Origin of the sequence: Modestobacter versicolor (assembly GCF_014195485.1) — a bacterium.
In the GTDB taxonomy this organism is placed as follows: domain Bacteria; phylum Actinomycetota; class Actinomycetes; order Mycobacteriales; family Geodermatophilaceae; genus Modestobacter; species Modestobacter versicolor.
In genome coordinates, this window is sequence record NZ_JACIBU010000001.1 from 2,966,920 (window position 1) to 2,988,287 (window position 21,368).

Genomic DNA, 21,368 nt, shown 5'->3' on the forward strand with positions numbered 1-21,368 from the left:
GGAGGGGCCGAGCGCGCGCACAGCTGTTCGGGGGATGCTGGGGGCGTGCCGTTCCTCCGCCGTGCCGCCACCGTCACCGCTGCCGCCGCCCTCGCCGGGGGCGTGAGCTGGGTCGCCCGGGCCGCGTGGGGCCTGCCCACGGCCCTGGGCGCCAGCCAGCGCCGCCTGCGCCCCACCGTCGCCGGCTCGCCGCAGTTCTCCGGCGGCAAGTTCCACAACACCCTGCCGACCCCGGCGCTGGCCCCGGCCAACGCGCGGGACGGGCTGCTCCGCCAGTGGCACGAGGACCGGCACAAGGGGCTGCCCGGCGGTCCCATCCCGCTGGTCTCCCCCGAGCTGCCCGAGCAGGCCGGCGACCTGGCGGTCACCTGGTTCGGCCACTCCAGCGCGCTGCTGGAGGTCGACGGGCACCGCGTGCTGGTCGACCCGGTGTGGGGTGAGCGGGTGTCGCCGTCCCCGCTGATCGGGCCGTCCCGGCTGCACGAGCCGCCGGTGCCGGTCGAGCTGCTGCCGCCGGTCGACGCCGTGCTGATCAGCCACGACCACTACGACCACCTCGACCTGCCCACGGTGCGCGCGCTGATCGGCAGCCAGTCGGCGCCGTTCGTCGTCCCGATCGGCATCGGCGAGCACCTGCGCGGCTGGGGCGTGCCCGAGGACCGGATCGTCGAGCTGGACTGGGACGGCTCGACGACGGTCGCCGGCCTGACGCTGACCTGCACCGAGGCGCGCCACTTCTCCGGCCGGTTCTTCGCCCGGGACACCACGCTGTGGTCGTCCTGGGTGGTCAGCGGCCCGCGGCACCGGGTCTTCTTCGGCGGCGACACCGGCTACACCCCCGCCTTCGCCGGGATCGGCGCCCGGCTGGGGCCCTTCGACCTCACCCTGCAGCCCATCGGCGCCTACAACGACGCCTGGCACGCCATCCACATGGACCCCGAGGAGGCCGTGCGCGCGCACGGCGACCTCGGCGGCCGGGTGCTCATGCCGATCCACTGGGCGACGTTCAACCTGGCGTTCCACCGCTGGGCCGAGCCGGTGCAGCGGCTGCTGGCCGCGGCCGGCACCCGTGACGTCCAGGTCGTCGTCCCGCGGCCCGGCGAGCGGGTCGACGTGCTCGCCCCGCCGCCGCTGACCGACTGGTGGACCGAGGTCGGCTCGGCCGACGACGCCGCCGCACCGGCCGCCCCCGAGGCGGGACGGACCGGTCCGCTCCGCCGGGTCAGCCCCCGGCGCTGAGCAGCACGGCGGGCAGCTGACCCAGGTCGGCGACCTCCCGCTCCGGCTGCGGGCCGTCCGGGTCGACCCGGTGGCCGGGCCGGCGCACCCGGACGACGGCCAGCCCGGCCTCCAGCGCGCCACGGGTGTCCCGGGCGGAGGCCGGCACGTGCACGTCGACGCCGGCGCCGCGGGCCCGCAGGTAGAGCTCGGGGTGCGGCTTGTAGGCGCGCAGCCGCTCGCTGGTCAGCACCGCGTCCTCGTCGACCAGCGCGGCGGCCCGGGTGCGGCGGAACAGCTCGTCGTCCACGTTGGACAGCACCCCCACCCGGTGGGTGCGGGCCACCTCGGGCAGCGCGGCCTCGACGTCGGGCCACAGCGGCCACCGCGGCAGCGAGCCGAGCAGCACCTCGACGTCCGCGGCGGGGTCGGCGACCAGCCCCCGGGCGGCGTAGGTGGCGGCCAGCGCCCGGCGGCAGTGCTCGGCGAAGGGCACCCACGGGGCGTCGTCGTCGTGCGGCACGTCCTGCTGCGACGCCTTGTTGCGGGCGTCCCAGTCGTCGTAGAGCTCGGTGCCCGCGACGTCCCAGCCGTGCGTCGTGGCGAGGCCGGCGAACGCGGCCGAACCACCCGTCCGGGAGTCGATCAGGGCGCTGAACAGGTCGAAGGTCACCAGGGGCACCCCGCCATCGTGCGCGTCGGACGGTTGGACGGCGCCCCGGAGGGGCACTCTGTGCCGACGATCCAGAACGGGTCACCAGGAGGAACGACATGGCAGCGCACAGCGACAGCTCGTCCGACCCGACCCAGGCCATCGGCAGCACCGGCGCCGGGGCCCACGCGGCCACCGGCACCCCCCGCACCGACACCGTCCGCACCGACGCACCCCGCGCCGAGGCGCCGGCCGCCGACTACACCCCGGTCGACCGGACCCCGACGACCCCGGCCACCACCGTGCCCCCGGCCGCACCGGCCGGCGCCGCGCTGGACCCGGACACCGACCGGCACCGCGGCATGGGTCGCGGCGAGCGCCAGCAGGTCGTCGCCGCGCAGAAGGAGCGCTTCGGCGGCGTCTCCTGGGGCTCGGCGTTCTTCGGCTGGCTGTCGGCCAACGGCATGGCGGTCATCCTGATCGCGCTGCTCTCCGCCGGCGGCCTGGCCTTCGGCCTCTCCGAGAGCGTCGACTCCCCGGAGCAGGCGGCCGACTCCGCGACGTCCGGCATCGGGCTGGGCGCCGGCATCGCGCTGCTGGTGGCGCTGTTCCTCGCCTACCTGGCCGGCGGCTACGTGGCCGGCCGGATGGCCCGCTTCGACGGCGTCAAGCAGGGCATCGCGGTGTGGGTGATCGGCCTGGTGGTCGTCATCCTGCTCGCGCTGGCCGGGCTGGTCTTCGGCTCGCAGTACAACGTGCTGGCCGAGCTCGACCTGCCGCGCATCCCGGTCGACGAGGGCACCGCGACCACCGCCGGCATCATCTCGCTGGTCGCCGTCCTGGTCGCGACGCTGGTCGGCGCCGTGCTCGGCGGCTCGCTGGGCGCCCGGTACCACCGCAAGGTCGACCGCGTCGGGTTCGACGCCGTCTGACGCACCGGCCGGGTGGGCGCGCGGCGCCCACCCGGTCTAGCGCAGCAGCTTGGACATCCGCCGGTCGGCCAGCGGCTTGCCCCCGGTCTGGCAGGTGGGGCAGTACTGCAGCGAGGTGTCGGCGAAGGAGACCTCGCGGACGGTGTCGCCGCAGACCGGGCAGGGCAGACCGGTGCGGGCGTGCACCTGCAGCCCGGCCCGCTTCTCGCCCTTGAGCGTCGCCGCCCGCTGGCCGAGCTGGCGCTCCAGCGCCCCGGTCAGCGTCTCGCGGACCGCGGCGTGCAACCGGAGCAGCTCCTCGTCGGTGACCTTGTCCGCCATCTTGAACGGCGACAGCCGCGCGGCGTGCAGGATCTCGTCGGAGTAGGCGTTGCCGATGCCCGACAGCACGGTCTGGTCGGTCAGCGTGCCCTTGAGCTGGGTGTGCCGGCCGGCCAGCAGCGCGCCGAACTGCTCGGTGTCCACGCTCAGCGCGTCCGGGCCGAGCCGGGCGATGCCGGGCACCTCGGACGGCGACCGGACGACGTAGACCGCCAGCCCCTTGCGGGTGCCCTGCTCGGTGAGGTCGAAGCCCTCGGGCAGCTCCCCCTCCCGCGCCTCCAGGTGCACCCGCAGCGCGAGCGGCCCCTTGCCCGGCTTGGGCGGCGCGGTGGGCAGGTCCTTGCGCCAGTGCAGCCAGCCGGCCCGGGCCAGGTGCACCACCAGGTGCAGGCCGGAGACGTCCAGGTCGAGGAACTTGCCGTGCCGGGAGGCGCCGGTCAGCTCCAGGCCGGCCAGCGCGGACAGCGGCGGGTCGAAGGTCTTGATCGCCTGGACCGCGGCCAGGTCGACGCGCGTGACGACGCGGCCGACGGCGTTCTCCCGGAGGAACGCCGCCAGCGCCTCCACCTCGGGCAACTCGGGCATCCGTCCATGATCCACGCCCGGGGGCCGCTGCGCCCCACCCCGAAGGGCGAACATGGCCATCTCCGGTCGCCGCGCACCCCCGAAGATGGCCATCTGCGGGCTCCTCATCACCCCGAAGATGACCATCTTCGGGGTGGGCGGCGTCGGGTGGGGCGGGGTCAGCGGGCGGCGGCCAGGTCGGTGGACCAGCGGCCGAGGTCGGCCAGCAGGCCCGGTCGGGTGGGCCGCCACCCCAGCAGCTGCTGGGTCAGCACGCTGGACGCCGGCGCATCGACCGCCAGCTCCCCGCCCAGCCGCCCGAAGTGCGCAGCGGGCACCTGCGCGACGGGCAGGCCCAGGTGCCGGCCGATCTCCTCCGCGACCACCCGCAGCGGCACGCCCTCCTCGGCGACCCCGTGCAGCACCGACCCGGCGGGGGCTCCCTCGGCGGCCAGCCGGACCAGCCGCGCGGCGTCGGCCAGGTGCAGCGCGGGCCAGCGCTGCGAACCGTCGCCCAGGTACCCGGAGACCCCGCGGGCCCGGGCGGTCCCGACCAGCTCGCCGACGACGCCGCGCCGGGCGCCGTCGTGCACCGCCGGGGCGAACCGCACCACGCTGGCCCGCACGCCGCGGCCGGCCAGGGCGAGCGCTGCCGCGGCGCCGAGCACCCGCGGGCTGGCACCGAGCCGGTGGGCGGGTGCGGGGTCCCGCTCGGTGACCGGCCGCCCCGGCGCCAGGCCGAGCAGCGCGGCGGCGACCACCAGCGGACCGCCGCTGCCCGCGAGGCCGGCGCCCAGCGCCTCGATCGCGCGCGCCTCGACCACCGCGGCACGGGCGGACCGGTGGCCGTCCGGGTCGGCGGCCAGGTGCACCACGCCGTCGACGACCGTGGCCGCGGCACGAAGCCCGTCGACGTCCTCGAGCGAGCCGGGCAGCACCTGCGCGCCCGTGGCGGCGACGGCGTCGGCTGCGACGGCGGACCGGGCCAGCCCGACCACGCTGTGGCCGGCGCTGAGCAGCTCGGGCACGACGGCGGAACCGATGAGACCGGAGGCTCCGGTGACCAACACCCGCATGGTGCGCTCCTCGATGTCAGGGACTGTCATGACCGTAGCAGCCGATGACAGCTCCTGACATCACCTAGGATGCACCTCGTGGGTCGATGGGAGCCGGGTGCGCGCGGCCGCCTCGGTGAAGCGGCCATGGAGCTGTTCGCCGAGCGCGGCTTCGAGGGGACGACGGTCTCCGCCATCGCCGAGCGCGCCGGGGTGACCGAGCGGACCTTCTTCCGGCACTTCGCCGACAAGCGCGAGGTGCTGTTCTCCGGTGCCGACGACGCGCGGGACGTGCTGCTGCGCACCATCGCCGAGGCACCGCCCACCCAGCCGCTGCTGGAGGTGATCACCGCGGCGATGCAGGTGATCGCGGAGGAGGCATTCTCGGACCACCTCGAGCAGGCCCGCGCCCGCCAGGCGATCATCAGCTCGAACGCGGAGCTGCGGGAACGCGAGATGCTCAAGTTCGCCGTGGTCACCACCGAGCTCGCCGAGGCCGTGCGCAGCCGGGGGGTGCCCGAACCCGCCGCCACGCTGACCGCCGAGCTCGGCGCGATCCTGTTCCGGGTGTCGCTGCACCGGTGGCTGGAGGCCGACAACGACCGCCCGCTGGCCGAGCTGATCACCGACTCGCTGCAGCACCTGCGCGCGGTGACCTCGCCCGCCTGACCGGTCAGTCCGCGTCGGCGGCCACCCGGACGGTCGCGCCGGGCTCGGCGCGGGCCGAGCTCTCCACCGCCGCCGCGACGGCCTGCGTGACGGCCGGGTCGAAGACGCTCGGGATGATGTAGTTGGCGTTGAGCTGGTCGTCGCCCACCACCGCGGCCAGCGCCTCGGCGGCGGCCAGCAGCATCCCGGGGCGGATCTCCTTGGCGCGGGCGTCGAGCAGGCCGCGGAAGACGCCGGGGAACGCGAGCACGTTGTTGATCTGGTTGGGCAGGTCCGAGCGCCCGGAGGCGACGACGTCGGCGTACTGCCGGGCCCGCACCGGGTCGACGTCCGGGGTCGGGTTGGCCATCGGGAAGACCACGGCCCGCTCGTTCATCCCGGCCAGCGCCTCGGGCTGGATGACGTTGGCCGCGCTGACGCCGATGAACACGTCCGCCCCGACCAGCGCGTCGGGCAGCTCGCCGCGCCGGCAGCCTGGGTTCGTCCGACGGGCCAGGTCGAGCTTCGCCGGGGAGAGCCGCTCGTCGTCGGGCGAGAGGATGCCCTCCCGGTCCCAGACCAGCACCTTCGTGGCGCCGGCCTCCAGCAGCAGCGAGACGATCGCCGTCCCGGCCGCGCCACCTCCGGCGACGACGACCTGCACCTGCTCCAGCTGCTTGTCGACCACCCGCAGCGCGTTGCGCAGCGCGGCCAGCACGCAGATCGCCGTCCCGTGCTGGTCGTCGTGGAAGACCGGGATGTCCAGCTTCTCGCGCAGCCGTGCCTCGATCTCGAAGCACCGCGGCGCGGCGATGTCCTCCAGGTTGATGCCGCCGAAGCCGGGGGCGATGAGCTCGACCGTGCGCACGATCTCGTCGACGTCCTGGGTGTCCAGGGCGATGGGCCAGGCGTCGATGTCGCCGAACCGCTTGAACAGCGCGGCCTTGCCCTCCATCACCGGCATCGAGGCGCCCGGGCCGATGTCGCCCAGGCCCAGCACCGCCGAGCCGTCGGTGACGACGGCGACGGTGTTGCCCTTGATGGTCAGCCGCCGGACGTCCTCGGGGTGCTCGTACAGCGCCATGCAGACCCGGGCCACGCCTGGCGTGTAGGCCATCGAGAGGTCGTCGCGGGTCTTCAGCGGCACCGTGGACGCGACCTCGAGCTTGCCGCCCAGGTGCAGCAGGAAGGTGCGGTCGCTGACCTTCTTCACGTGCACGTTGTCCACCGCGTCGAGCGCGGCCACGACCTCGTCGGAGTGCGCGGCGTCCGCGGCCGAGCAGGTGACGTCGACGGTGAGCCCGTCGGGCCGGGACTCGACGACGTCGATGGCGGTCACCGCCCCGCCGGCGCTGCCCACGGCGGTGGCGATCCGGCCGACGCTGGCCGGGTCACCATCGGCCGCCAGCCGCACGGTGATGGAGTAGGACGCCGACGTCACCGGCCCGCGGTGGACGGCGGGGGCAGACTGGTCGGGAGTGAGGGCGGTCACGTCGCCATCCTGGCACTGCTCCGCCGATACTTCCACCACGCGGTGGCGTCGTCCCGCTTCGTGGAATACGTGCGCGCTCAGCGGCGGAGCTGGGGCGGCGTGAGGTCGAGCGGGGTGCCGCCCACCGCGGCCGCGCCGAGCCGCGCCGCCCAGGCCACGAGGCCCGCGTCGTCGACGCCGTGCCGCTCGGCCGCCGCGCCGGCGGTGCCCAGCGACCGGGCGCCCCGGGCCAGCAGGGTGGCCGCCCCAGCGGTGTTGCCGCGGGCCGCGTGGGTCAGCCCGACGGCGAGCTGGGCCAGCCCACGCCACAGGTCGCGCTCGTCGTCCGGGCCGGTCTTCCAGGCGTCCTCGAGCACCTCGTGCGCGTGGAACGGGCGGCCCGCGTCGAGCAGCTCCTGGGCCTCGTGCAGCGTCCGGGTCGGCGTGCGGACGACGCCCTCCGGGGCCCGCGGCTCGCCCGGCTCGCCGTAGGGCAGCGGGCGGCCCAGCGCGTCGCGCGGGCGGGCGTTGCGGGCGCGCCCGGCTGCGTCCCGGTCGCGGGCGCTGCCGGTCACCTCAGCGCAGGACGGTGGTGAGCCGGACCTGGACGCCGTCGTCGGTGAGGGTGATGTCGACGTGGTCGCAGAGCTGGCGGGCCAGCCACAGCCCCATGCCGCCGAGCGACAGGTCGTCGCCGTGCGCGGGGCCGTAGCCGATGAACGGGTCCTGCAGGCCGGCGCCGCGGTCGGTCACGGTGCAGACCAGCCGGTCCTGGCCGGCCCACAGCCGCAGGTCGACCGGCGGGCGGCCGTGCCGCAGCGCGTTGGTGGTCATCTCGTCGACGGCGAGCAGGAAGTCCTCGAGCGCGGGCTCGGAGCCCGGCGGGAGGCTCGCGCCGCCGGCCTGCGAGGCCAGGTCGCGCCGGAGCCCGCGCAGGTCGCGGACGGCGTCGGCGCGCATGAGCGGCTCGGTGGCCTCCAGCGGCTCGGCCGGGACCGGCAGGGTGGTCAGGTACTCGGCGGCGTCGACGTGCCCGGGGTTCGGCTGGGCGTGGCCGTCGACCTGCAGCAGCGGGTGGGTGGCGCGCACGGCGTCGACCAGCAGGGCGGGGACCCGCCGGGTGTCGCAGACGCACAGCACCACCAGCGGCTCCACGCCCAGCTGCTCGGCCTCGTCCAGCTGGTGGTCCAGGACGGCGTCGTAGCGCTGCCACTCCCGCCAGGTGTCCTGGTCCGGGCCGGCGAAGGGCTCCAGGACGACGTGCACCACGGGGCTCGCCGGGGTGCGGTGGCGCTCGCCCAGCCGGCGGACGGCGGTGATCGCGGCGGCCGGGCCGTTGCCGTAGACGTCGGCCCAGTCGGCCCACACCACCTGCGGGCGGTCGGCCAGCGCCTTCTGCAGCAGCTCGCCGGTGGGCTCGGTGACGGCGACGACGACGGGCTCGCCGGCGTCCAGCCCGGCGCACACGAAGGCGACCGTGCCGTCGACCAGGTCCTCGTCGGAGCTGCCGATCAGCGCCCGGTGCGTCCCGGACCCGGCTGCCCCGTCCATGTGCCCTGGTCCCCGTCCCGTCGTCGCGGAGCTGCCGTGCTGGCAGCCGTGTCCACCCGGTCCCTACCCGGCCGGAGCGGACCTAGGCCTGGCGTGACGCACGACCCCCGTCGGGGTGATCCTGCCCCATCTGCCGGTGCCCTAGCGTCGGGGGCGTGAGCGCTCTCCCGCACGACGAGCTGGGCACCTCCTGGCGGGCAGCCAGGCCTGCGCCGGCGGTGGTCCACCTCGACTCCGCGGCGTGCAGCCGGCAGAGCACGCAGGTGCTCGACGCGGTGGCCAGGCACGCCCGCAGCGAGGCGGAGGTGGGTGCCTCCGTGGCCGAGCGGGCCGCCGACGGCCTGCTCCAGCAGGGCCGCTCCGTGCTGGCCGGGCTGGTCGGCATGGCGGCGGCCGACGTCGCCTTCACCGAGAGCGCCTCGGCGTCGGTGCGCACGCTGTTCGACCGCTGGCGGCTGCCGGCCGGCACCCGGGTCGGCGTCCTGCCCGGGGAGTACTGGCACGACCTGGCCGTGCTGGTCGACCGCGGGCTGCAGCCGGTGGTGCTGCCCGCCGACGACCTGGGCCGCGCCGACCTGGCCGGCGTCGAGCGGGTGCTGCGCGACGACCCGCCGGCGCTGGTGCACGTCACCCTGGTCGCCAGCCACCGCGGCGTCGTCCAGCCCGGCCGCGAGCTCGCCGCGCTGTGCCGCGCGGCCGGCGTCCCGCTGGTGCTCGACGTCGCCCAGGCGCTCGGGCACGTCGACTGCGACCTCGGTGCCGTCGTCGCCTACGCCCCCGCCCGCAAGTGGCTGGCCGGACCCCGCGGAGTCGGCTTCCTGGTGATGCGGCCGACGGTCACCGCCCAGCTCAGCCCGGTGCTGCCGCCCTCGCTCTTCGACGACGACGGCGCCGGGGTCGACCACGCCCGCTGGTACGAGTCGCACGACGCGCACGTCGCCGGGCGGGTGGGGCTGGTCGTCGCGCTCGGGGAGCACCTGGCCGCGGGGCCGGACCGGGTGCGCGCCCGGCTCGCCGCGCTCGGCCGGGCCACCCGGGAGCGCCTCGACGGCCGCGGCGGCTGGACGGTGGTGGAGCCGCTGGACGAGCCGACCGCGATCACCACGCTGCGCCCGCCGGAGGGGGTGGGGGTGCCCGCGACGGCCGCCCGGCTCGCGGCCGAGCACGGCGTGCTGGTCACCCCGGTCGGGCGGGAGCGGGCCCGCGGCGAGCTCACCGGCCCGGTGCTGCGGGTGTCACCGCACGTGGACGCCACGGTCGCGGACCTGGACGCGCTGGCGGTGGCCCTCGCCCGCTGATCCGGGACCCGGTGCGGCGGCGCTGCATCCACGGCCGGGGGTGGGGCGGAAGGGACGGATGAGAAGCCTCCCCCACCGGAAGGAACCACCGTGAGCCGGATCCGCAGCACCACCCTGGCCGCCGTCGCGGCCAGCGGCCTCGTCGGCGGCCTCGCCGTCTTCGCCGCTCCCGCCGCCCTGGCGGCCGACACCGCCACCGTCTCGGTCCTGCACGCCGTCCCCGGCGTGCCGGTCGACGTCTACGCCAACGGCGAGGAGCTGATCCCGGACTTCCAGCCCGGCACGCTCACCGACCCGCTGGAGCTGCCGGCCGGCAGCTACGACCTGGCCATCTACCCGGCGGGCTCGGACCCGGCCAGCACCCAGCCGGCCGCCAGCGCCGACGACGTCACCGTCCCGGCCGGCGCGAACGCCACCGTGGTCGCGCACCTGACGCCGGAGGGCGCCCCGGTGCTCACCCCGTTCGTCAACGACGTCTCGGCCGTCCCGGCCGGCCAGGCCCGGGTCACCGTCCGGCACACCGCCGCGGCGCCCGCGGTCGACATCCGGGCCGGCGGCGCCGTCGTCGCCCCGGGGCTGACCAACCCGGACGAGGCCGCGCTGACCGTCCCGGCCGGCACGATCTCCGCCGACGTGGTGCTCGCCGGCACGACCACCGTGGCGATCGGCCCGGCCGACCTGACCCTGGCCGAGGGCACGAACACCATCGTCTACGCCTGGGGCAGCGGTGACGCCGGCTACCAGCTCGCCGTCCAGACGCTGAGCGGTCTGCACTCCTCGCCGTCCGGCGTCCCCGGCGGCTCCGCGGGTCTGGCCGACGACGGTGGCCTGCCCACCCCGCTGGTCGCCCTCTCGGCCGCTGGTCTGGTCGCCGCTGCGCTGGCCGGTCGCCGGCTGCTCGCCACCCGGGTCTGACCCCCGGTCAGCTCAGGAGGCCACCGTGCGCGCCCCCGTCGCCGTGCTCGTGCTGGGCACCGTCCTCGCTGTCGGCCTGCCGACCGCCTGGGCGGTGACCCGGCCCGAGGCGGCGGCGGGGCCGTCGGTGGCCGCCGTGCTCAGCACGGCACCTGCACCGGCCGCCCCCTCGGCGGCCGGTGCGCTGCCGCAGGTGGCGGCCCGCCCGGCCACCCCGCCACCCGTGGTCACCGCCGTCCCGCCGGTCCGGCTGGAGGTCCCCGGCGCGGGCATCGACGCCCCGCTGGACCCGGTCGGTGTCGAGCCGGACGGCGCCATGACGCTGCCCGAGGACGTCGGCCGCGCCGGCTGGTACCGGTACGGTCCGGTGCCGGGTGCAACCGAGGGCACGGCGGTCCTCGCCGGTCACGTCGACGACGAGGAGCAGGGGCTCGGCGAGCTCGCGCCGCTGCGCGGCGTGGAGCCCGGCGCAGAGGTACGGGTGACCGACGCCGCGGGGGTGGTGACCCGCTGGCAGGTGGTCGGCCGCGAGGTGATCGAGAAGCAGGCGGTGCCGCTGGACCAGCTCTTCCAGCGGACCGGGCCGCCACGGCTGGTGCTGGTCACCTGCGGCGGGGACTTCCTGCCGGAGCTGCGCAGCTACCAGGACAACGTGGTCGTCGTGGCGGAGCCGCTGCCGTGACCGCGGTCCCCCGGGTTCACCTCCCGGTGTCCGCGCCCTACGGTCGACGCATGGTCAGGGAGGTGGTGCCGATGTCAGCAGTCACCACCGACCCCGACGACGCCGAGGTCGCCCGCCGGTTCGCGGCCGGCGACGAGCAGGCGCTCGCCCTGGCCTACGAGCGGTGGGCCGGCCAGGTCCACGGCATGGCGGTGCGCGCCTTCGGGCCCGGACCCGACGCCGAGGACGTCACCCAGCAGACCTTCGTGTCGGCCTGGACCGGCCGCGCCGGGTACAGCGCCGCCGCGGGCCCGCTCCCGGCCTGGCTGGTCGGCATCTGCCGGCACAAGATCGCGGACAACTGGGCGAAGCTGGAACGGCAGCGTCGGTCCGCGGAGGCCGTGGCCGCCGACGCCCGCTCCGCCGCGGCCCCGACCGGCGGCGACGGGCTGGCCGGCGCGGTCGCCGACCGGGTGCTGCTGCTCGGCGAGTTGAACCGGATCGGCCAGCCGCAACGAAGGATCATCGAGCTCGCGTTCTTCGAGGACCTGACCCACGCCCAGATCGCCGCCCGCACGGGCATCCCGCTGGGCACCGTGAAGAGCCACATCCGTCGCACGCTGGAACGCCTGCGGGACCGCTTGGAGGTGGACGGTGCAGCACTGCGCTCCTGAGCAGCTCGCGCTGGCCGCGCTCGCCGAGCAGCTCCCCGCCGGCGACGCCGCCCACCTCGCCTCGTGCCCGCAGTGCCAGGCCGAGGTCGCCTCGCTCCGCCGGCCGGTCGACGTCCTCGCCGTCCCGCCGCTGTCCGGTGGGGGCACGGAGGTCGCGCCGCCGCCGCGCGTCTGGGACGCCATCGCCGCGGCCACCGGCGTCTCCGCCGCCCCGCGCGCCGAGGCGCTCACCGGTGACCCCGCCGAGCCGGCGGGCGCCGTCGTCGTCCCGCTGCAGCCCCGGCGCCCCGCCACCCGCTGGCTGACCGTGGCCGCCGCCGTCCTGGTCGGTGGGGTGCTCGGCGGTGGTGCCGTCGCGCTCACCCGCGACGACGACGGCTCCGTGGTCGCCACCACCGCGCTCGACCCGCTGGCCGCCGAGAACGCCTCCGGCCGGGCCGAGGTGCGCGAGGTCGACGGCGTCCGCTCGTTGCAGATCGACCTGGACGCCCCCGAGCTCACCGACGGCTACTACGAGGTCTGGCTGCTGCAGCCCGACGCCGTCCGGATGGTGCCGGTCGGCGTCGTCCGGGCCGGTGACACCGTGCTGCCGCTGCCCTCCGGGCTCGACCTGGGCGAGTACCCGCTGGTCGACGTCTCGGTCGAGCCGATGGACGGCGACCCGACGCACTCCGGCATCTCCGTGGCCCGCGGCGAGCTCTCCACCTGACCGTTCTCACTCTCGGCGCCGAGAGCGAGCCAGGTTTCGGCGCCGGAAACTGGAGGAGGTCGGGTCAGTCCAGCGCGGCCTGCATGCGCTCGGAGACCCGGCGGTGGACGGCGAGCTGCTCGTCGAGCCCGGGGTGCACCACCGCGCCGTCGTCCACGACCAGCCGGCCGCCGACGACGGTCTGCCGCGCCGCCACCGGCCCGCAGCGCAGCCACGCCTCCACCGGGTCGGACAGCGCGCCGGCGAACCGCACGCCCTCCAGCGACCACACCGCCAGGTCACCGCACGCCCCGACCGACAGCTGGCCGATCTCGCCGGTCCGCCCCAGGCAGGCCGCGCCGCCGCGGGTGGCGATCTCCAGCGCGTCCCGGGCGGACATCGCCGCGGCGCCGTGCCGCAGCTTGCCCTGCAGCATCGCCGTCCGGGCCTCCAGCCACAGCGAGGCGGAGTCCGCCGACGCCGAGCCGTCGACCCCGAGCCCGACCGGGGCACCGGCGGCGCGCAGCTCCTGCACCGGCGCCAGCCCGCTGCTCAGGATCATGTTCGACGACGGGCAGTGCGCCGCGCCGACACCCGCGGCCCCCAGCCGGGCGACCTCGCCGGCGTCCGGCCACACGACGTGCGCCAGCCAGGTGCGGTCGGTCATCCAGCCCACGTCGGCCAGGTAGTCGACCGGGCGGCGGCCGAAGGTCTCCAGGCAGAACGCGTCCTCGTCCTGGGTCTCGCAGAGGTGGGTGTGCAGCCGGACGTCGAGGGTCTCGGCCAGCTCGGCGGTGCGGCGCATCAGCGCGGTCGAGACGCTGAACGGCGAGCAGGGGGCCAGCGCGATCCGGGTCATCGCCGTCGCCGAGCGGTCGTGGTGGGCCTCGACCAGGCGCTGCGAGTCGGCCAGGATCTCGTCGTCCTCCTGGACCACCGAGTCCGGTGGCAAGCCGCCGTCCTTGACGGACAGCGACATCGAGCCGCGGGTGGGGTGGAACCGCACCCCGAGCTCCCGGGCGGCGGTCACCTCGGCGGTGATCAGGTCGCCGCCGCCGCGCGGGTGCACGTAGGAGTGGTCGGTGCTGGTCGTGCAGCCCGACAGCGCCAGCTCGGCCAGCCCGACGTAGGCGCTGACGTGCGCCGCCTCCTCGTCCAGCCGCGCCCACAGCGGGTAGAGGGTGACCAGCCAGTCGAACAGCCCGCCGGTCAGCGCGGGGGCGTAGGCGCGGGTGAGGTTCTGGTAGAGGTGGTGGTGGGTGTTCACCAGCCCCGGCGTCACCAGGCAGCCGCGGGCGTCCACCCGGCGGGTGGCGTCCGGTACGGGGTCGGCCGGGCCGCCGAGCGCGGAGACGACGCCGTCGGTCACGGCGACCCACCCCCCGGCGATCTCGCGGCGGGCGTCGTCGACGGTGGCGATCAGCTCGGCGTCGTGCACGAGCAGGTCAGCTGTCTGCACGGGCGCATCCTGCCCACCTCGTGTGTCGGAGAGCGCACCGGCCGTCATCTGCGCGGAACGATCCGGGGCTACCGTGACCGTCCCACCACGGAAGTCGAGGCCCGTACGTGCTCCTGGCTGCACCCCGTTTCGCCCTCCCCGAGACCGTCACCGAGGCGCTCGCCGCGTTGGCCGAGCGCCCGGACGCCGTCGTCGTCGCCGGCGGCACCGAGGTCATGCCGGACCTGCTGTGGCGCAACCGGACGGCGGCCGGTTTCGTCTCGCTGCGCCGGGTGGCCGGGCTGCGCGGGGTGAGCAGCGTCGACGGCGAGCTGGTCGTCGGCGCCGGCACCCCGGTCGCCGCGCTCACCGCCGTGCCCGACGCCGGGCTGCGGTCGGCCGCCTCCTCGCTGGGCACCCCGCTGGTGCGCACCGAGGCGACGATCGGTGGCAACGTGGTGAGCGCGCTGCCCTACCGGAACCTGCTGCCCGCACTGCTCGCCAGCGGCGCGACCCTGGAGCTCACCTCGGCGGCCGGCACCCGCACCGTGCCCTTCGACGGGTTCGTGACCGCCCCCGGCCGCACCGGGCTGGCCGAGGGCGAGCTGCTGACCGCCGTCCGGCTGCCCGCGCACACCGGCTTCGCCGACTACACCAAGGTCGGCCGGCGCAACGCCCAGTTCGTCGCCACGGTCAGCGCCGCGATCGTCTCCCGCGACGGCGCAGCCCGGCTGGCCTTCGGCAACGCCGCACCCACGCCGCTCCGCTCCGACGACGTCGACGCCGCGGCCACCGCGCTGCTCGACGGCCGAGCCGATGCCGGTGACCTGCGGGCCGCGGTCGCCGCCGCGGTCGACCCACCCGACGACCCGATCGCCTCGGCCGGCTACCGGCGGCACGCGCTCGGCGTGCTCGCCGTCCGGCTGGTCACCCGGGCCGCGGTCGACGGGGGGCTGGGCTCGTGAGCGACGAGGTCCGGTTCTCCCTCACCGTCGACGGGACGTCGCACGAGGTGACCGCCCGCTGGTCGGAGTCGCTGCTCACCGTGCTGCGCGACCGGCTCGGCGTCCGCGGCCCGAAGACCGGCTGCGCGCACGGCCGGTGCGGGGCCTGCGCGGTACGCGCCGACCTCGGCGACGGCGACCCGCACGTGCTCTGCGCCTGCCTGGTGCCGGCGGCGACGGCGGCCGGCGGCACGGTGGAGACGATCGCCTCGATCGGCGGCCCGGACGGCGAGCTCTCCGACGTCCAGGAGGCGTTCCTGGCCGAGGGCGCGGTGCAGTGCGGCATCTGCACGGCCGGGTTCGTCACCGCCGCCACGGAGCTGCTGGAGAGCAATCCCGAGCCCACGCGCACCGAGATCGAGGAGGCGCTGTACGGCAACCTCTGCCGCTGCACCGGTTACGGGCGGATCGTGGCCGCTGTGGAGACCGCCGCCCGCACCCGCCGCGGGGAGGCCCGATGACCCCCGACGCGGTTTCGCGCGAACACGTACACGCGGTTGTGCGCGAGCAAGCGCAGCTGGGTGGGGTCGGGACGTCGGCGCGGCGGCCGGACGGGCCGGCGAAGGTGCGCGGCGAGTTCACCTACGCCGGCGACCTGGCCGCCGAGGGGATGCTCGTCGGTGTCACGCTGCGCTCGCCGCACCCGCACGCCCGGATCACCCGGATCGACACCGCGGCCGCCCGGGCGCTCCCCGGCGTGCACGCCGTGCTCACCGCGGACGACGTCCCGGGCGACCTGCACTTCGGTCTGACCCTGCGGGACGAACCGGTCCTGGCCGACGGCGTCGTGCGCTACGCCGGCGAGCCGGTGGCCGTGGTGGCCGCCGTCGACGCCGCCACCGCCGGCCGCGCCGCGCGGGCGGTCGAGGTCGACTACGAGCCGCTGCCGGCGCTCACCGACCCGCAGCTGTCGCTGACCGCCGAGCCGCTGCACCCCGACGGCAACGTCTACCGGCACGTCTCCTACCGCTGCGGCGACCCCGACGCCCGCGGCGTGGTCACGGTCGAGAACACCTACCGGATCGGCATGCAGGACCCGGCGTTCCTCGCGCCCGAGGCCGGGCTGGCCTGGCCCACCCCGGACGGCGGGGTGGCGATCGACGTCGCGACGCAGTGGCTGCACTCGGACCAGCAGCAGATCGGCTGGGCGACCGGGCTGCCGCCGGAGAAGGTGCACGTGCGGCTGGCCGGCGTCGGCGGGGCGTTCGGCGGCCGCGAGGACGTCACCCTGCAGACCCACGCCTGCCTGCTCGCGCTGGCCACCGGGCGGCCGGTGAAGTTCGAGTACACCCGCGAGGAGTCCTTCCTCGCGCACCGGCAGCGGCACCCCGGCACCATCTGGCTGCGGCACTCCGCCGACGCATCGGGGCGGATCGTCAGCGTCGAGGGCCGGGTGCTGCTCGACGGCGGGGCGTACGCCTCCACCAGCCCGGTGGTCATCACCAACACGGTCACCCTGCTGCAGGGCCCCTACCGCGTCGACAACGGCCGCTTCGAGGGCTGGTCGGTGCGCACCAACAACCCCTCCTGCGGGGCGATGCGCGGGTTCGGCGTGCCGCAGGCGGCGTTCGCGCACGAGGCCCAGCTGGACGCGCTGGCCGCGGCGCTGGGCATGGACCCGGTGGAGGTCCGGCTGCACAACGCGCTGCAGCGGGGCGACGTCGCCACCTACGGGCAGCGCTTCGACGCGCCGACCCCGGTCCGCGAGGTGCTCGAGGGCGTCCGGGCCGTCCCGCTCCCCCAGGGCCCGGCGCGCAACGCGCCCGGCGGCGTCGGCCGGTCCGCCGAGGGCGGCACCGTCCGGCGCGGGGTCGGCTACGCGGTGACGATCAAGAACCTGGCGTTCAGCGAGGGGCACGTGGACGAGTCGACGGCCGAGGTGAGCCTCTGCGACGGGCACGCGACCGTGCACACCGCCTGCGCGGAGGTCGGCCAGGGCTTCGTCACCGTCGCCGAGCAGGTGGCCCGCACGGTGCTGGGCGCCTCGACGGTGGAGGTCACCCAGCCGGACACCCTCATCGCCTCGGCCGGATCCACCTCCGCCTCCCGGCAGACGATGGCCTCCGGGACGGCGGTGCACCGGGCCTGCCTCGCCGTCCGGGACCGGCTGCTGGGCCGGGTTGCCCGAGAGCACGGACTGGACGCCGCCGAGCTCACCGTGGCCGACGGCGTGGTCTGCGCCGCCGGGCAGCCGCTGACCACCGTGGCCGAGGCGGCGCCCGGCCGGACGTTCCGGGCCACCGAGCACTTCCAGCACCCGGACACCCACCCGCTGGGATCGCCCGAGGCTCGGATGTACGTCGGCTACGGCTTCTCCGCGCAGCGGGCGGTGGTCGACGTCGACGTTGAGCTCGGGCTCGTGAGCGTCGTCCAGATCGCCTCGTGCCAGGACGTGGGCACGGTCATCAACCCGACCCAGCTGCTCGGCCAGATCGAGGGCGGCATCGTGCAGGGGATGGGCCTGGCGCTGATGGAGGAGGTGGTGGTCGCCGACGGGCGGATCACCAACCCGGACTTCCAGGACTACCTGATCCCGACGATCATCGACGCCCCGGAGATCGTGTCCACCTACGTCACCGACCCCCAGCCGGGGATGCCGCACGGCTGGAAGGGCGTCGGCGAGCCGCCGCTGTGCACCGCGGTGCCGGTGGTGGCCGCCGCCGTCCGGGCCGCGACCGGGCTGGCGCTGCCCGCGGTGCCGATCAAGCCCGAGCACATCGCGCTCGGGCTGGGCACGCCGCCGACGGTCACCTGGACGACGCCCCGCCCGGCCGACCCCACCCTCATCGGCACCGTGGTGCTGGCCGACGAGGAGGTCGAGGACGCGCTCGGGACGATGGCCGAGGAAGGCGCCTCCCCCGGCCGCTGAGCCTCAGCCGTCGAGCAGCGCGGCCACGGCGGGCGGCAGCTCGCCGGTCAGCGGGCGGCGGCCGACGAGCCGGCCGGCCTCCGACGGGTCGACGCCGAGGGAGCCCAGCACCTGCAGCGCGGTGACGTCGGGCAGCGCGTCGAACCAGCGCCGTCCGAGCTCCGCCCGGCCGGTCGCCGTCGGCCGGCCCCAGAGCCGCAGCCGGGCCATCCCGCCGTCGGGGAACACGTCGAGCCGGACCGACCGCACGCCCGGTGCGCCGTCCAGCACGAAGCGGTGCCGGGTGTCGGGCTGCAGCCGGGTGCGGGGCAGCAGCTCGACCTCGGCGCCGTCGGCGGTGCGCCCGGTGAGCGAGGCCGAGCCCGGGGCGTTGCCCAGGAAGTACGAGGTGTCCAGCTCGGCGAGGGTGACCACGCCCTCGCTGGCCAGCTCGAGGTCGACCCAGTCGTTGCCCGGGCCGCGCCGGCGGGCGTTCTCCCAGCCGTCGCCCATCGAGCGCGCCAGCCCGCGGCCGATCAGCTGGTGCGGGCTGCCGTAGTGGGCGTTGCTGACCCCGGTCACCCGGCCGCCGTTCTCCAGCGCCGCCAGGTCGAACGGCCCGGCGTCGACCAGCCGGGGGTCGGGGACGACGGTGCCGTGCACCCGCAGCCGGGCCACGCCGCCGTCGGGGTGGATGGACAACCGGACGTGCGTGCACCGCCGGTCGGAGGTCACCGGGAAGGCGTTGGCGGTGTCGCCGGCGAGGTCGGACAGTGGGAGCAGCGGCTGCCAGTCGGCCTTCGCCAGCTCGTCGACCGTCGGGTGCCCCTCGACCGCGGCACCCTCGACGGAGGCCTGCGGCGGGTAGTTGCCGGTGAAGAAGGCGGTGTCGATGACGACGCCGGCCACGGTGCCGGGGGCGCCGAGCCGCACGATCGCCCAGTCGTGGCCCGGGCTGCGGCGCCGGCGGGTCTCCCAGCCGTCGTACTCCTTGCCCTTGTGCCCGAACTCGGTGCGCGCGACGGCGGGGTGCGGCAGCACCAGGTTCTCCCGGGCCGCGAAGAACTCGTCGTTGGCCGCGACGACGGCTCCGCCGAGGTCCCGACGGGCGAGGTCGGGCAGGTCGGTGAACGGAGTCATCGTTCTCCACTTCTTCGTGCGGATGCGGTTGTCCCGCGCCGCGAGGGTAGGGGAGGGTCGATCGACCACCGACCCCTGGGAGGCACCAGTGACCAGCCCCGACGACGACCTGAAGGCCCGCGCCAAGCAGCACGTCGAGCAGCTGCCCGCCGAGACCGCGCTGGGCAACGCCGACCCCGCCGGTGGGGTCGACGACGACCCGAAGATCCTCGACCAGGCCGCCGAGGAAGAGCGCCAGCAGTAGGGGCTCAGTGCCCCCTCGGCGGGCTGATCAGCCGGCCGAGGGGTGCTCCGCCGTCCTCGAGCAGCTGCCCGCGCAGCCAGGTCCGGCGCACCACCCCGGTCAGCTCGCGGCCGGCATAGGGCGTGACCGGGTTGCGGTGGTGCAGCCGGGTGACGCTCCACCGCTCGTCGGGCGCGAACGCGACCAGGTCGGCGTCCTTGCCCACCGCGATCGCCCCCTTGCCGGTCAGCCCGGTGAGCCGGGCCGGCGCCGCGGACATCCAGCGGACGACGTCGCCGAGCGCCAGGCCCCGCGCGCGGGCACCGCTCCACACCACCGGCAGGGTCACCTGGAGCCCGGCGATGCCGCCCCAGGCCAGCGCGAAGTCACCCACGTCGAGCCGTTTGAGCTCCGGGGTGCACGGCGAGTGGTCGCTGACCACCAGGTCGATGTCGCCCTCGGCCAGCGCCGTCCAGAGCGCCTCGCGGTGCGCGGCCTCCCGGATCGGCGGGCAGCACTTGTACGAGGTGTCGCCGTCGGGCACCTCCTCGGCGCTGAAGGTCAGGTAGTGCGGGCAGGTCTCCACGGTGATCCGCACGCCCTCGGCGCGCGCGGCCCGCAGCATCGGCAGTGCCCCTGCGTCGGCCAGGTGGACGACGTGCACCCGCGCGCCGGTGTCCCGGGCCGCGGCGATCAGCCGGCCGATCGCCGTCTCCTCGGCGGCCTCCGGCCGGGAGGCCAGGAAGTCGGCGTAGCTGCGCCCACCCGCGTCCGGCGCTGCGTCGATCACGTCGTCGTCCTCGCAGTGCGCGATGAGCAGGCCGTCGACCTCGGCGAGCGCGGTGAGCGCGGCGCGCAGCCCGGCGTCGTCCAGGGGCGGGAACTCGGGCACCCCGGAGTCGAGCAGGAAGCACTTCACGCCGACCGCGCCGTCGGCGAGCAGCCGCGGCAGCTGGCTCGCGTTGCCGGGCACCGCACCGCCCCAGAACGCGACGTCGACGCTCACCTGCCCCTGCGCCACCTGTCGTTTCACGTGCAACGCCTTGACGGTGACCGTGGGCGGGATCGAGTTGAGCGGCATGTCCACGATCGTGGTGATGCCACCGGCGGCCGCGGCCCGGGTGGCGGAGGCGAAGCCCTCCCACTCGGTGCGGCCCGGCTCGTTGACGTGCACGTGGCTGTCGACGAGGCCGGGGAGGAGCACCTCGTCGTCGGCCAGGGTGACCGGGTGGTCGCCGGCGTCGTCGAACCCGCTCACCGCGGCGACCACGCCGTCCTGCACGTGCACCGCCGCCGGCCGCTCGCCGTCGGGGAGCACCACCCGCTGCGCCCGAACCACGAACGCGCTGCTCACCGGGTCACCTCCACCAGTTGCGGGTCACGGGTGACCGACGCCAGCCGGTCCACCGCGTCGTGCAGCTCGCCGGCCCACGCGGTGGCCACCCAGCCGCCGGGCAACGGCAGCCGGACGGCGTCGACCCCGGTCTCGACCTCGGGTCGAGGGTCGCCCACCGCGACCGTGGAGACGTAGGCGCGCGGGGCGACCGGCGGGAGCCAGGCCGGCGCACCGGGGCCGAGCCCGACGGCGGTGTGCAGCACCGGCCGACCTTCGCACACGACGCGGGTCGTACCGGTCCAGCGCCCGGGTGCCTCCCCCACGCGGCCGAGCAGCACCTGCTCGGTCGCGGTCAGCACCCCACCGTCGGCGACGTCGGCGGACAGCTCGGCGAGGTGGACGGCCCGCGCGGTGACCACGGTCGGCTCCGGCGCGAGGTCCAGCGCGCCGGCCACTTCCGCGCGCACCAGCTGGCGGGAGGGCGGCGACTCCCCGCGGGCGGGCAGCACCACGGCGGCCGCGACTGAGCGCACGCTCAGCCGCGCACCCGCCTCGACGACCAGCCGGATCTCCGCGTCGTCGCCGCCCAGCGGGCCGAACGCCGTCGCGACCAGGTGCACCGTGGTCGGCCCGGTCCGGCGGACGGCGTACTGCCCGCTGGCCCGGACCACCGGGAGCACCGTGCGGCCGCGCGCGTCGCAGCGCGCGACCACCTCCACCAGCGTCCTCAT

At 76.2% G+C, this 21,368-nt stretch carries 22 protein-coding genes; 12 read left to right on the top strand and 10 right to left on the bottom strand.

Features of this window, described 5'->3' with window-relative positions; translation table 11 throughout:
* Positions 1–45: 45 nt before the first annotated feature.
* Positions 46–1,239: an MBL fold metallo-hydrolase gene (locus FHX36_RS14460; protein WP_110553755.1), complete on the top strand. Its 1,194-nt coding sequence runs from the start codon at positions 46–48 to the stop codon at positions 1,237–1,239.
* Here the strand turns inward: FHX36_RS14460 and FHX36_RS14465 are convergent.
* The gene (locus tag FHX36_RS14465) at positions 1,223–1,900 is read right to left on the bottom strand and encodes an HAD family hydrolase (protein ID WP_110553757.1); all 678 of its coding nucleotides are present in this window, start codon (positions 1,898–1,900) and stop codon (positions 1,223–1,225) included. The two genes, FHX36_RS14460 and FHX36_RS14465, sit on opposite strands and share 17 nt — an antisense overlap.
* Positions 1,901–1,989: 89 nt before the next feature.
* On the opposite strand from FHX36_RS14465, the gene FHX36_RS14470 reads away from it, so the two are divergent.
* Positions 1,990–2,802, top strand: coding sequence for a hypothetical protein (locus FHX36_RS14470; protein WP_246405489.1), 813 nt, complete (start codon positions 1,990–1,992; stop codon positions 2,800–2,802).
* Between the two features lie 36 nt (positions 2,803–2,838).
* Here the strand turns inward: FHX36_RS14470 and FHX36_RS14475 are convergent, their stop codons facing one another.
* Positions 2,839–3,708, bottom strand: coding sequence for an Fpg/Nei family DNA glycosylase (locus FHX36_RS14475; RefSeq protein ID WP_110553758.1), 870 nt, complete (start codon positions 3,706–3,708; stop codon positions 2,839–2,841).
* A 158-nt stretch (positions 3,709–3,866) separates the two neighbouring features.
* The gene (locus tag FHX36_RS14480; protein ID WP_246405490.1) at positions 3,867–4,793 is read right to left on the bottom strand and encodes an NAD-dependent epimerase/dehydratase family protein; all 927 of its coding nucleotides are present in this window, start codon (positions 4,791–4,793) and stop codon (positions 3,867–3,869) included.
* Positions 4,794–4,889: 96 nt separating this feature from the next.
* Here FHX36_RS14480 and FHX36_RS14485 point away from each other — a divergent pair, with 96 nt between their 5' ends.
* Complete coding sequence (locus FHX36_RS14485; RefSeq protein ID WP_220036123.1) at positions 4,890–5,411, top strand: TetR family transcriptional regulator; 522 nt, start codon at positions 4,890–4,892, stop codon at positions 5,409–5,411.
* 4 nt (positions 5,412–5,415) lie between these two features.
* Here the strand turns inward: FHX36_RS14485 and FHX36_RS14490 are convergent, their stop codons facing one another.
* The 3 genes from FHX36_RS14490 to FHX36_RS14500 all read right to left on the bottom strand — a co-directional run bounded on the left by FHX36_RS14490 (position 5,416) and on the right by FHX36_RS14500 (position 8,412).
* Positions 5,416–6,882 carry an NAD-dependent malic enzyme gene (locus tag FHX36_RS14490; RefSeq protein WP_110554338.1) on the bottom strand — a complete coding sequence of 489 codons (1,467 nt, stop codon included), beginning with the start codon at positions 6,880–6,882 and terminating at the stop codon, positions 5,416–5,418.
* 77 nt (positions 6,883–6,959) lie between these two features.
* The gene (locus tag FHX36_RS14495; protein WP_183513849.1) at positions 6,960–7,436 is read right to left on the bottom strand and encodes a DUF309 domain-containing protein; all 477 of its coding nucleotides are present in this window, start codon (positions 7,434–7,436) and stop codon (positions 6,960–6,962) included.
* Between the two features lies 1 nt (position 7,437).
* Positions 7,438–8,412: an anti-sigma factor RsbA family regulatory protein gene (locus FHX36_RS14500; RefSeq protein ID WP_110554413.1), complete on the bottom strand. Its 975-nt coding sequence runs from the start codon at positions 8,410–8,412 to the stop codon at positions 7,438–7,440.
* A 155-nt stretch (positions 8,413–8,567) separates the two neighbouring features.
* On the opposite strand from FHX36_RS14500, the gene egtE reads away from it, so the two are divergent.
* The 5 genes from egtE to FHX36_RS14525 all read left to right on the top strand — a co-directional run bounded on the left by egtE (position 8,568) and on the right by FHX36_RS14525 (position 12,669).
* Positions 8,568–9,710, top strand: a complete 1,143-nt coding sequence (gene egtE, locus FHX36_RS14505; protein ID WP_183513850.1) for an ergothioneine biosynthesis PLP-dependent enzyme EgtE — start codon at positions 8,568–8,570, stop codon at positions 9,708–9,710.
* 90 nt (positions 9,711–9,800) lie between these two features.
* On the top strand, positions 9,801–10,625 hold the full coding sequence (locus tag FHX36_RS14510) for a DUF4397 domain-containing protein (RefSeq protein WP_110554241.1): 825 nt from the start codon (positions 9,801–9,803) through the stop codon (positions 10,623–10,625).
* A 25-nt stretch (positions 10,626–10,650) separates the two neighbouring features.
* Positions 10,651–11,307, top strand: coding sequence for a class F sortase (locus FHX36_RS14515; protein ID WP_110554242.1), 657 nt, complete (start codon positions 10,651–10,653; stop codon positions 11,305–11,307).
* A 71-nt stretch (positions 11,308–11,378) separates the two neighbouring features.
* On the top strand, positions 11,379–11,960 hold the full coding sequence (locus FHX36_RS14520; protein WP_181428955.1) for an RNA polymerase sigma factor: 582 nt from the start codon (positions 11,379–11,381) through the stop codon (positions 11,958–11,960).
* The gene (locus tag FHX36_RS14525; RefSeq protein ID WP_183513852.1) at positions 11,941–12,669 is read left to right on the top strand and encodes an anti-sigma factor domain-containing protein; all 729 of its coding nucleotides are present in this window, start codon (positions 11,941–11,943) and stop codon (positions 12,667–12,669) included. The genes FHX36_RS14520 and FHX36_RS14525 overlap by 20 nt, the downstream gene beginning before the upstream one ends.
* A gap of 64 nt (positions 12,670–12,733) precedes the next feature.
* Here FHX36_RS14525 and FHX36_RS14530 read toward each other — a convergent pair whose 3' ends face one another.
* Positions 12,734–14,107 (bottom strand): 8-oxoguanine deaminase, encoded by a 1,374-nt coding sequence (locus tag FHX36_RS14530; RefSeq protein ID WP_110552820.1) that lies wholly within the window; start codon positions 14,105–14,107, stop codon positions 12,734–12,736.
* Between the two features lie 107 nt (positions 14,108–14,214).
* On the opposite strand from FHX36_RS14530, the gene FHX36_RS14535 reads away from it, so the two are divergent.
* Genes FHX36_RS14535 through pucD form a run of 3 tightly spaced genes read left to right on the top strand, consistent with a single transcriptional unit; the run spans position 14,215 to position 17,959 of the window.
* The gene (locus tag FHX36_RS14535; RefSeq protein WP_110552821.1) at positions 14,215–15,051 is read left to right on the top strand and encodes an FAD binding domain-containing protein; all 837 of its coding nucleotides are present in this window, start codon (positions 14,215–14,217) and stop codon (positions 15,049–15,051) included.
* Complete coding sequence (locus tag FHX36_RS23980) at positions 15,048–15,551, top strand: (2Fe-2S)-binding protein (RefSeq protein ID WP_110552822.1); 504 nt, start codon at positions 15,048–15,050, stop codon at positions 15,549–15,551. Before FHX36_RS14535 ends, FHX36_RS23980 begins: the two co-directional genes overlap by 4 nt.
* A 38-nt stretch (positions 15,552–15,589) precedes the next feature.
* A complete protein-coding gene (gene pucD / locus FHX36_RS14545; RefSeq protein ID WP_258372822.1) occupies positions 15,590–17,959 on the top strand; it encodes a xanthine dehydrogenase subunit D in 2,370 nt (789 codons plus the stop codon).
* Positions 17,960–17,962: 3 nt separating this feature from the next.
* On the opposite strand, the gene alc is transcribed toward pucD, so the two are convergent.
* Positions 17,963–19,078 carry an allantoicase gene (gene alc, locus FHX36_RS14550; protein WP_110552824.1) on the bottom strand — a complete coding sequence of 372 codons (1,116 nt, stop codon included), beginning with the start codon at positions 19,076–19,078 and terminating at the stop codon, positions 17,963–17,965.
* Positions 19,079–19,166: 88 nt separating this feature from the next.
* Here alc and FHX36_RS14555 point away from each other — a divergent pair, with 88 nt between their 5' ends.
* Positions 19,167–19,322 (top strand): hypothetical protein, encoded by a 156-nt coding sequence (locus FHX36_RS14555; RefSeq protein ID WP_181428823.1) that lies wholly within the window; start codon positions 19,167–19,169, stop codon positions 19,320–19,322.
* 4 nt (positions 19,323–19,326) lie between these two features.
* Here the strand turns inward: FHX36_RS14555 and allB are convergent, their stop codons facing one another.
* Together allB and FHX36_RS14565 are read right to left on the bottom strand one after the other, a co-directional pair.
* A complete protein-coding gene (gene allB, locus FHX36_RS14560) occupies positions 19,327–20,655 on the bottom strand; it encodes an allantoinase AllB (protein ID WP_110552825.1) in 1,329 nt (442 codons plus the stop codon).
* Positions 20,652–21,368: an urease accessory protein UreD gene (locus FHX36_RS14565; RefSeq protein ID WP_110552826.1), complete on the bottom strand. Its 717-nt coding sequence runs from the start codon at positions 21,366–21,368 to the stop codon at positions 20,652–20,654. Before FHX36_RS14565 ends, allB begins: the two co-directional genes overlap by 4 nt.

Excerpts from the sequence above, each read along its gene's own strand:
- FHX36_RS14485 (WP_220036123.1), top strand. The coding sequence starts at position 4,890 with ATGGAGCTGTTCGCCGAGCGCGGCTTCGAGGGGACGACGGTCTCCGCC.
- FHX36_RS14500 (WP_110554413.1), bottom strand. The coding sequence starts at position 8,412 with ATGGACGGGGCAGCCGGGTCCGGGACGCACCGGGCGCTGATCGGCAGC.
- FHX36_RS14470 (WP_246405489.1), top strand. The coding sequence starts at position 1,990 with ATGGCAGCGCACAGCGACAGCTCGTCCGACCCGACCCAGGCCATCGGC.
- FHX36_RS14565 (WP_110552826.1), bottom strand. The coding sequence starts at position 21,368 with ATGAGGACGCTGGTGGAGGTGGTCGCGCGCTGCGACGCGCGCGGCCGC.
- FHX36_RS14475 (WP_110553758.1), bottom strand. The coding sequence starts at position 3,708 with ATGCCCGAGTTGCCCGAGGTGGAGGCGCTGGCGGCGTTCCTCCGGGAG.
- alc (WP_110552824.1), bottom strand. The coding sequence starts at position 19,078 with ATGACTCCGTTCACCGACCTGCCCGACCTCGCCCGTCGGGACCTCGGC.
- FHX36_RS14480 (WP_246405490.1), bottom strand. The coding sequence starts at position 4,793 with ATGACAGTCCCTGACATCGAGGAGCGCACCATGCGGGTGTTGGTCACC.
- FHX36_RS14520 (WP_181428955.1), top strand. The coding sequence starts at position 11,379 with ATGTCAGCAGTCACCACCGACCCCGACGACGCCGAGGTCGCCCGCCGG.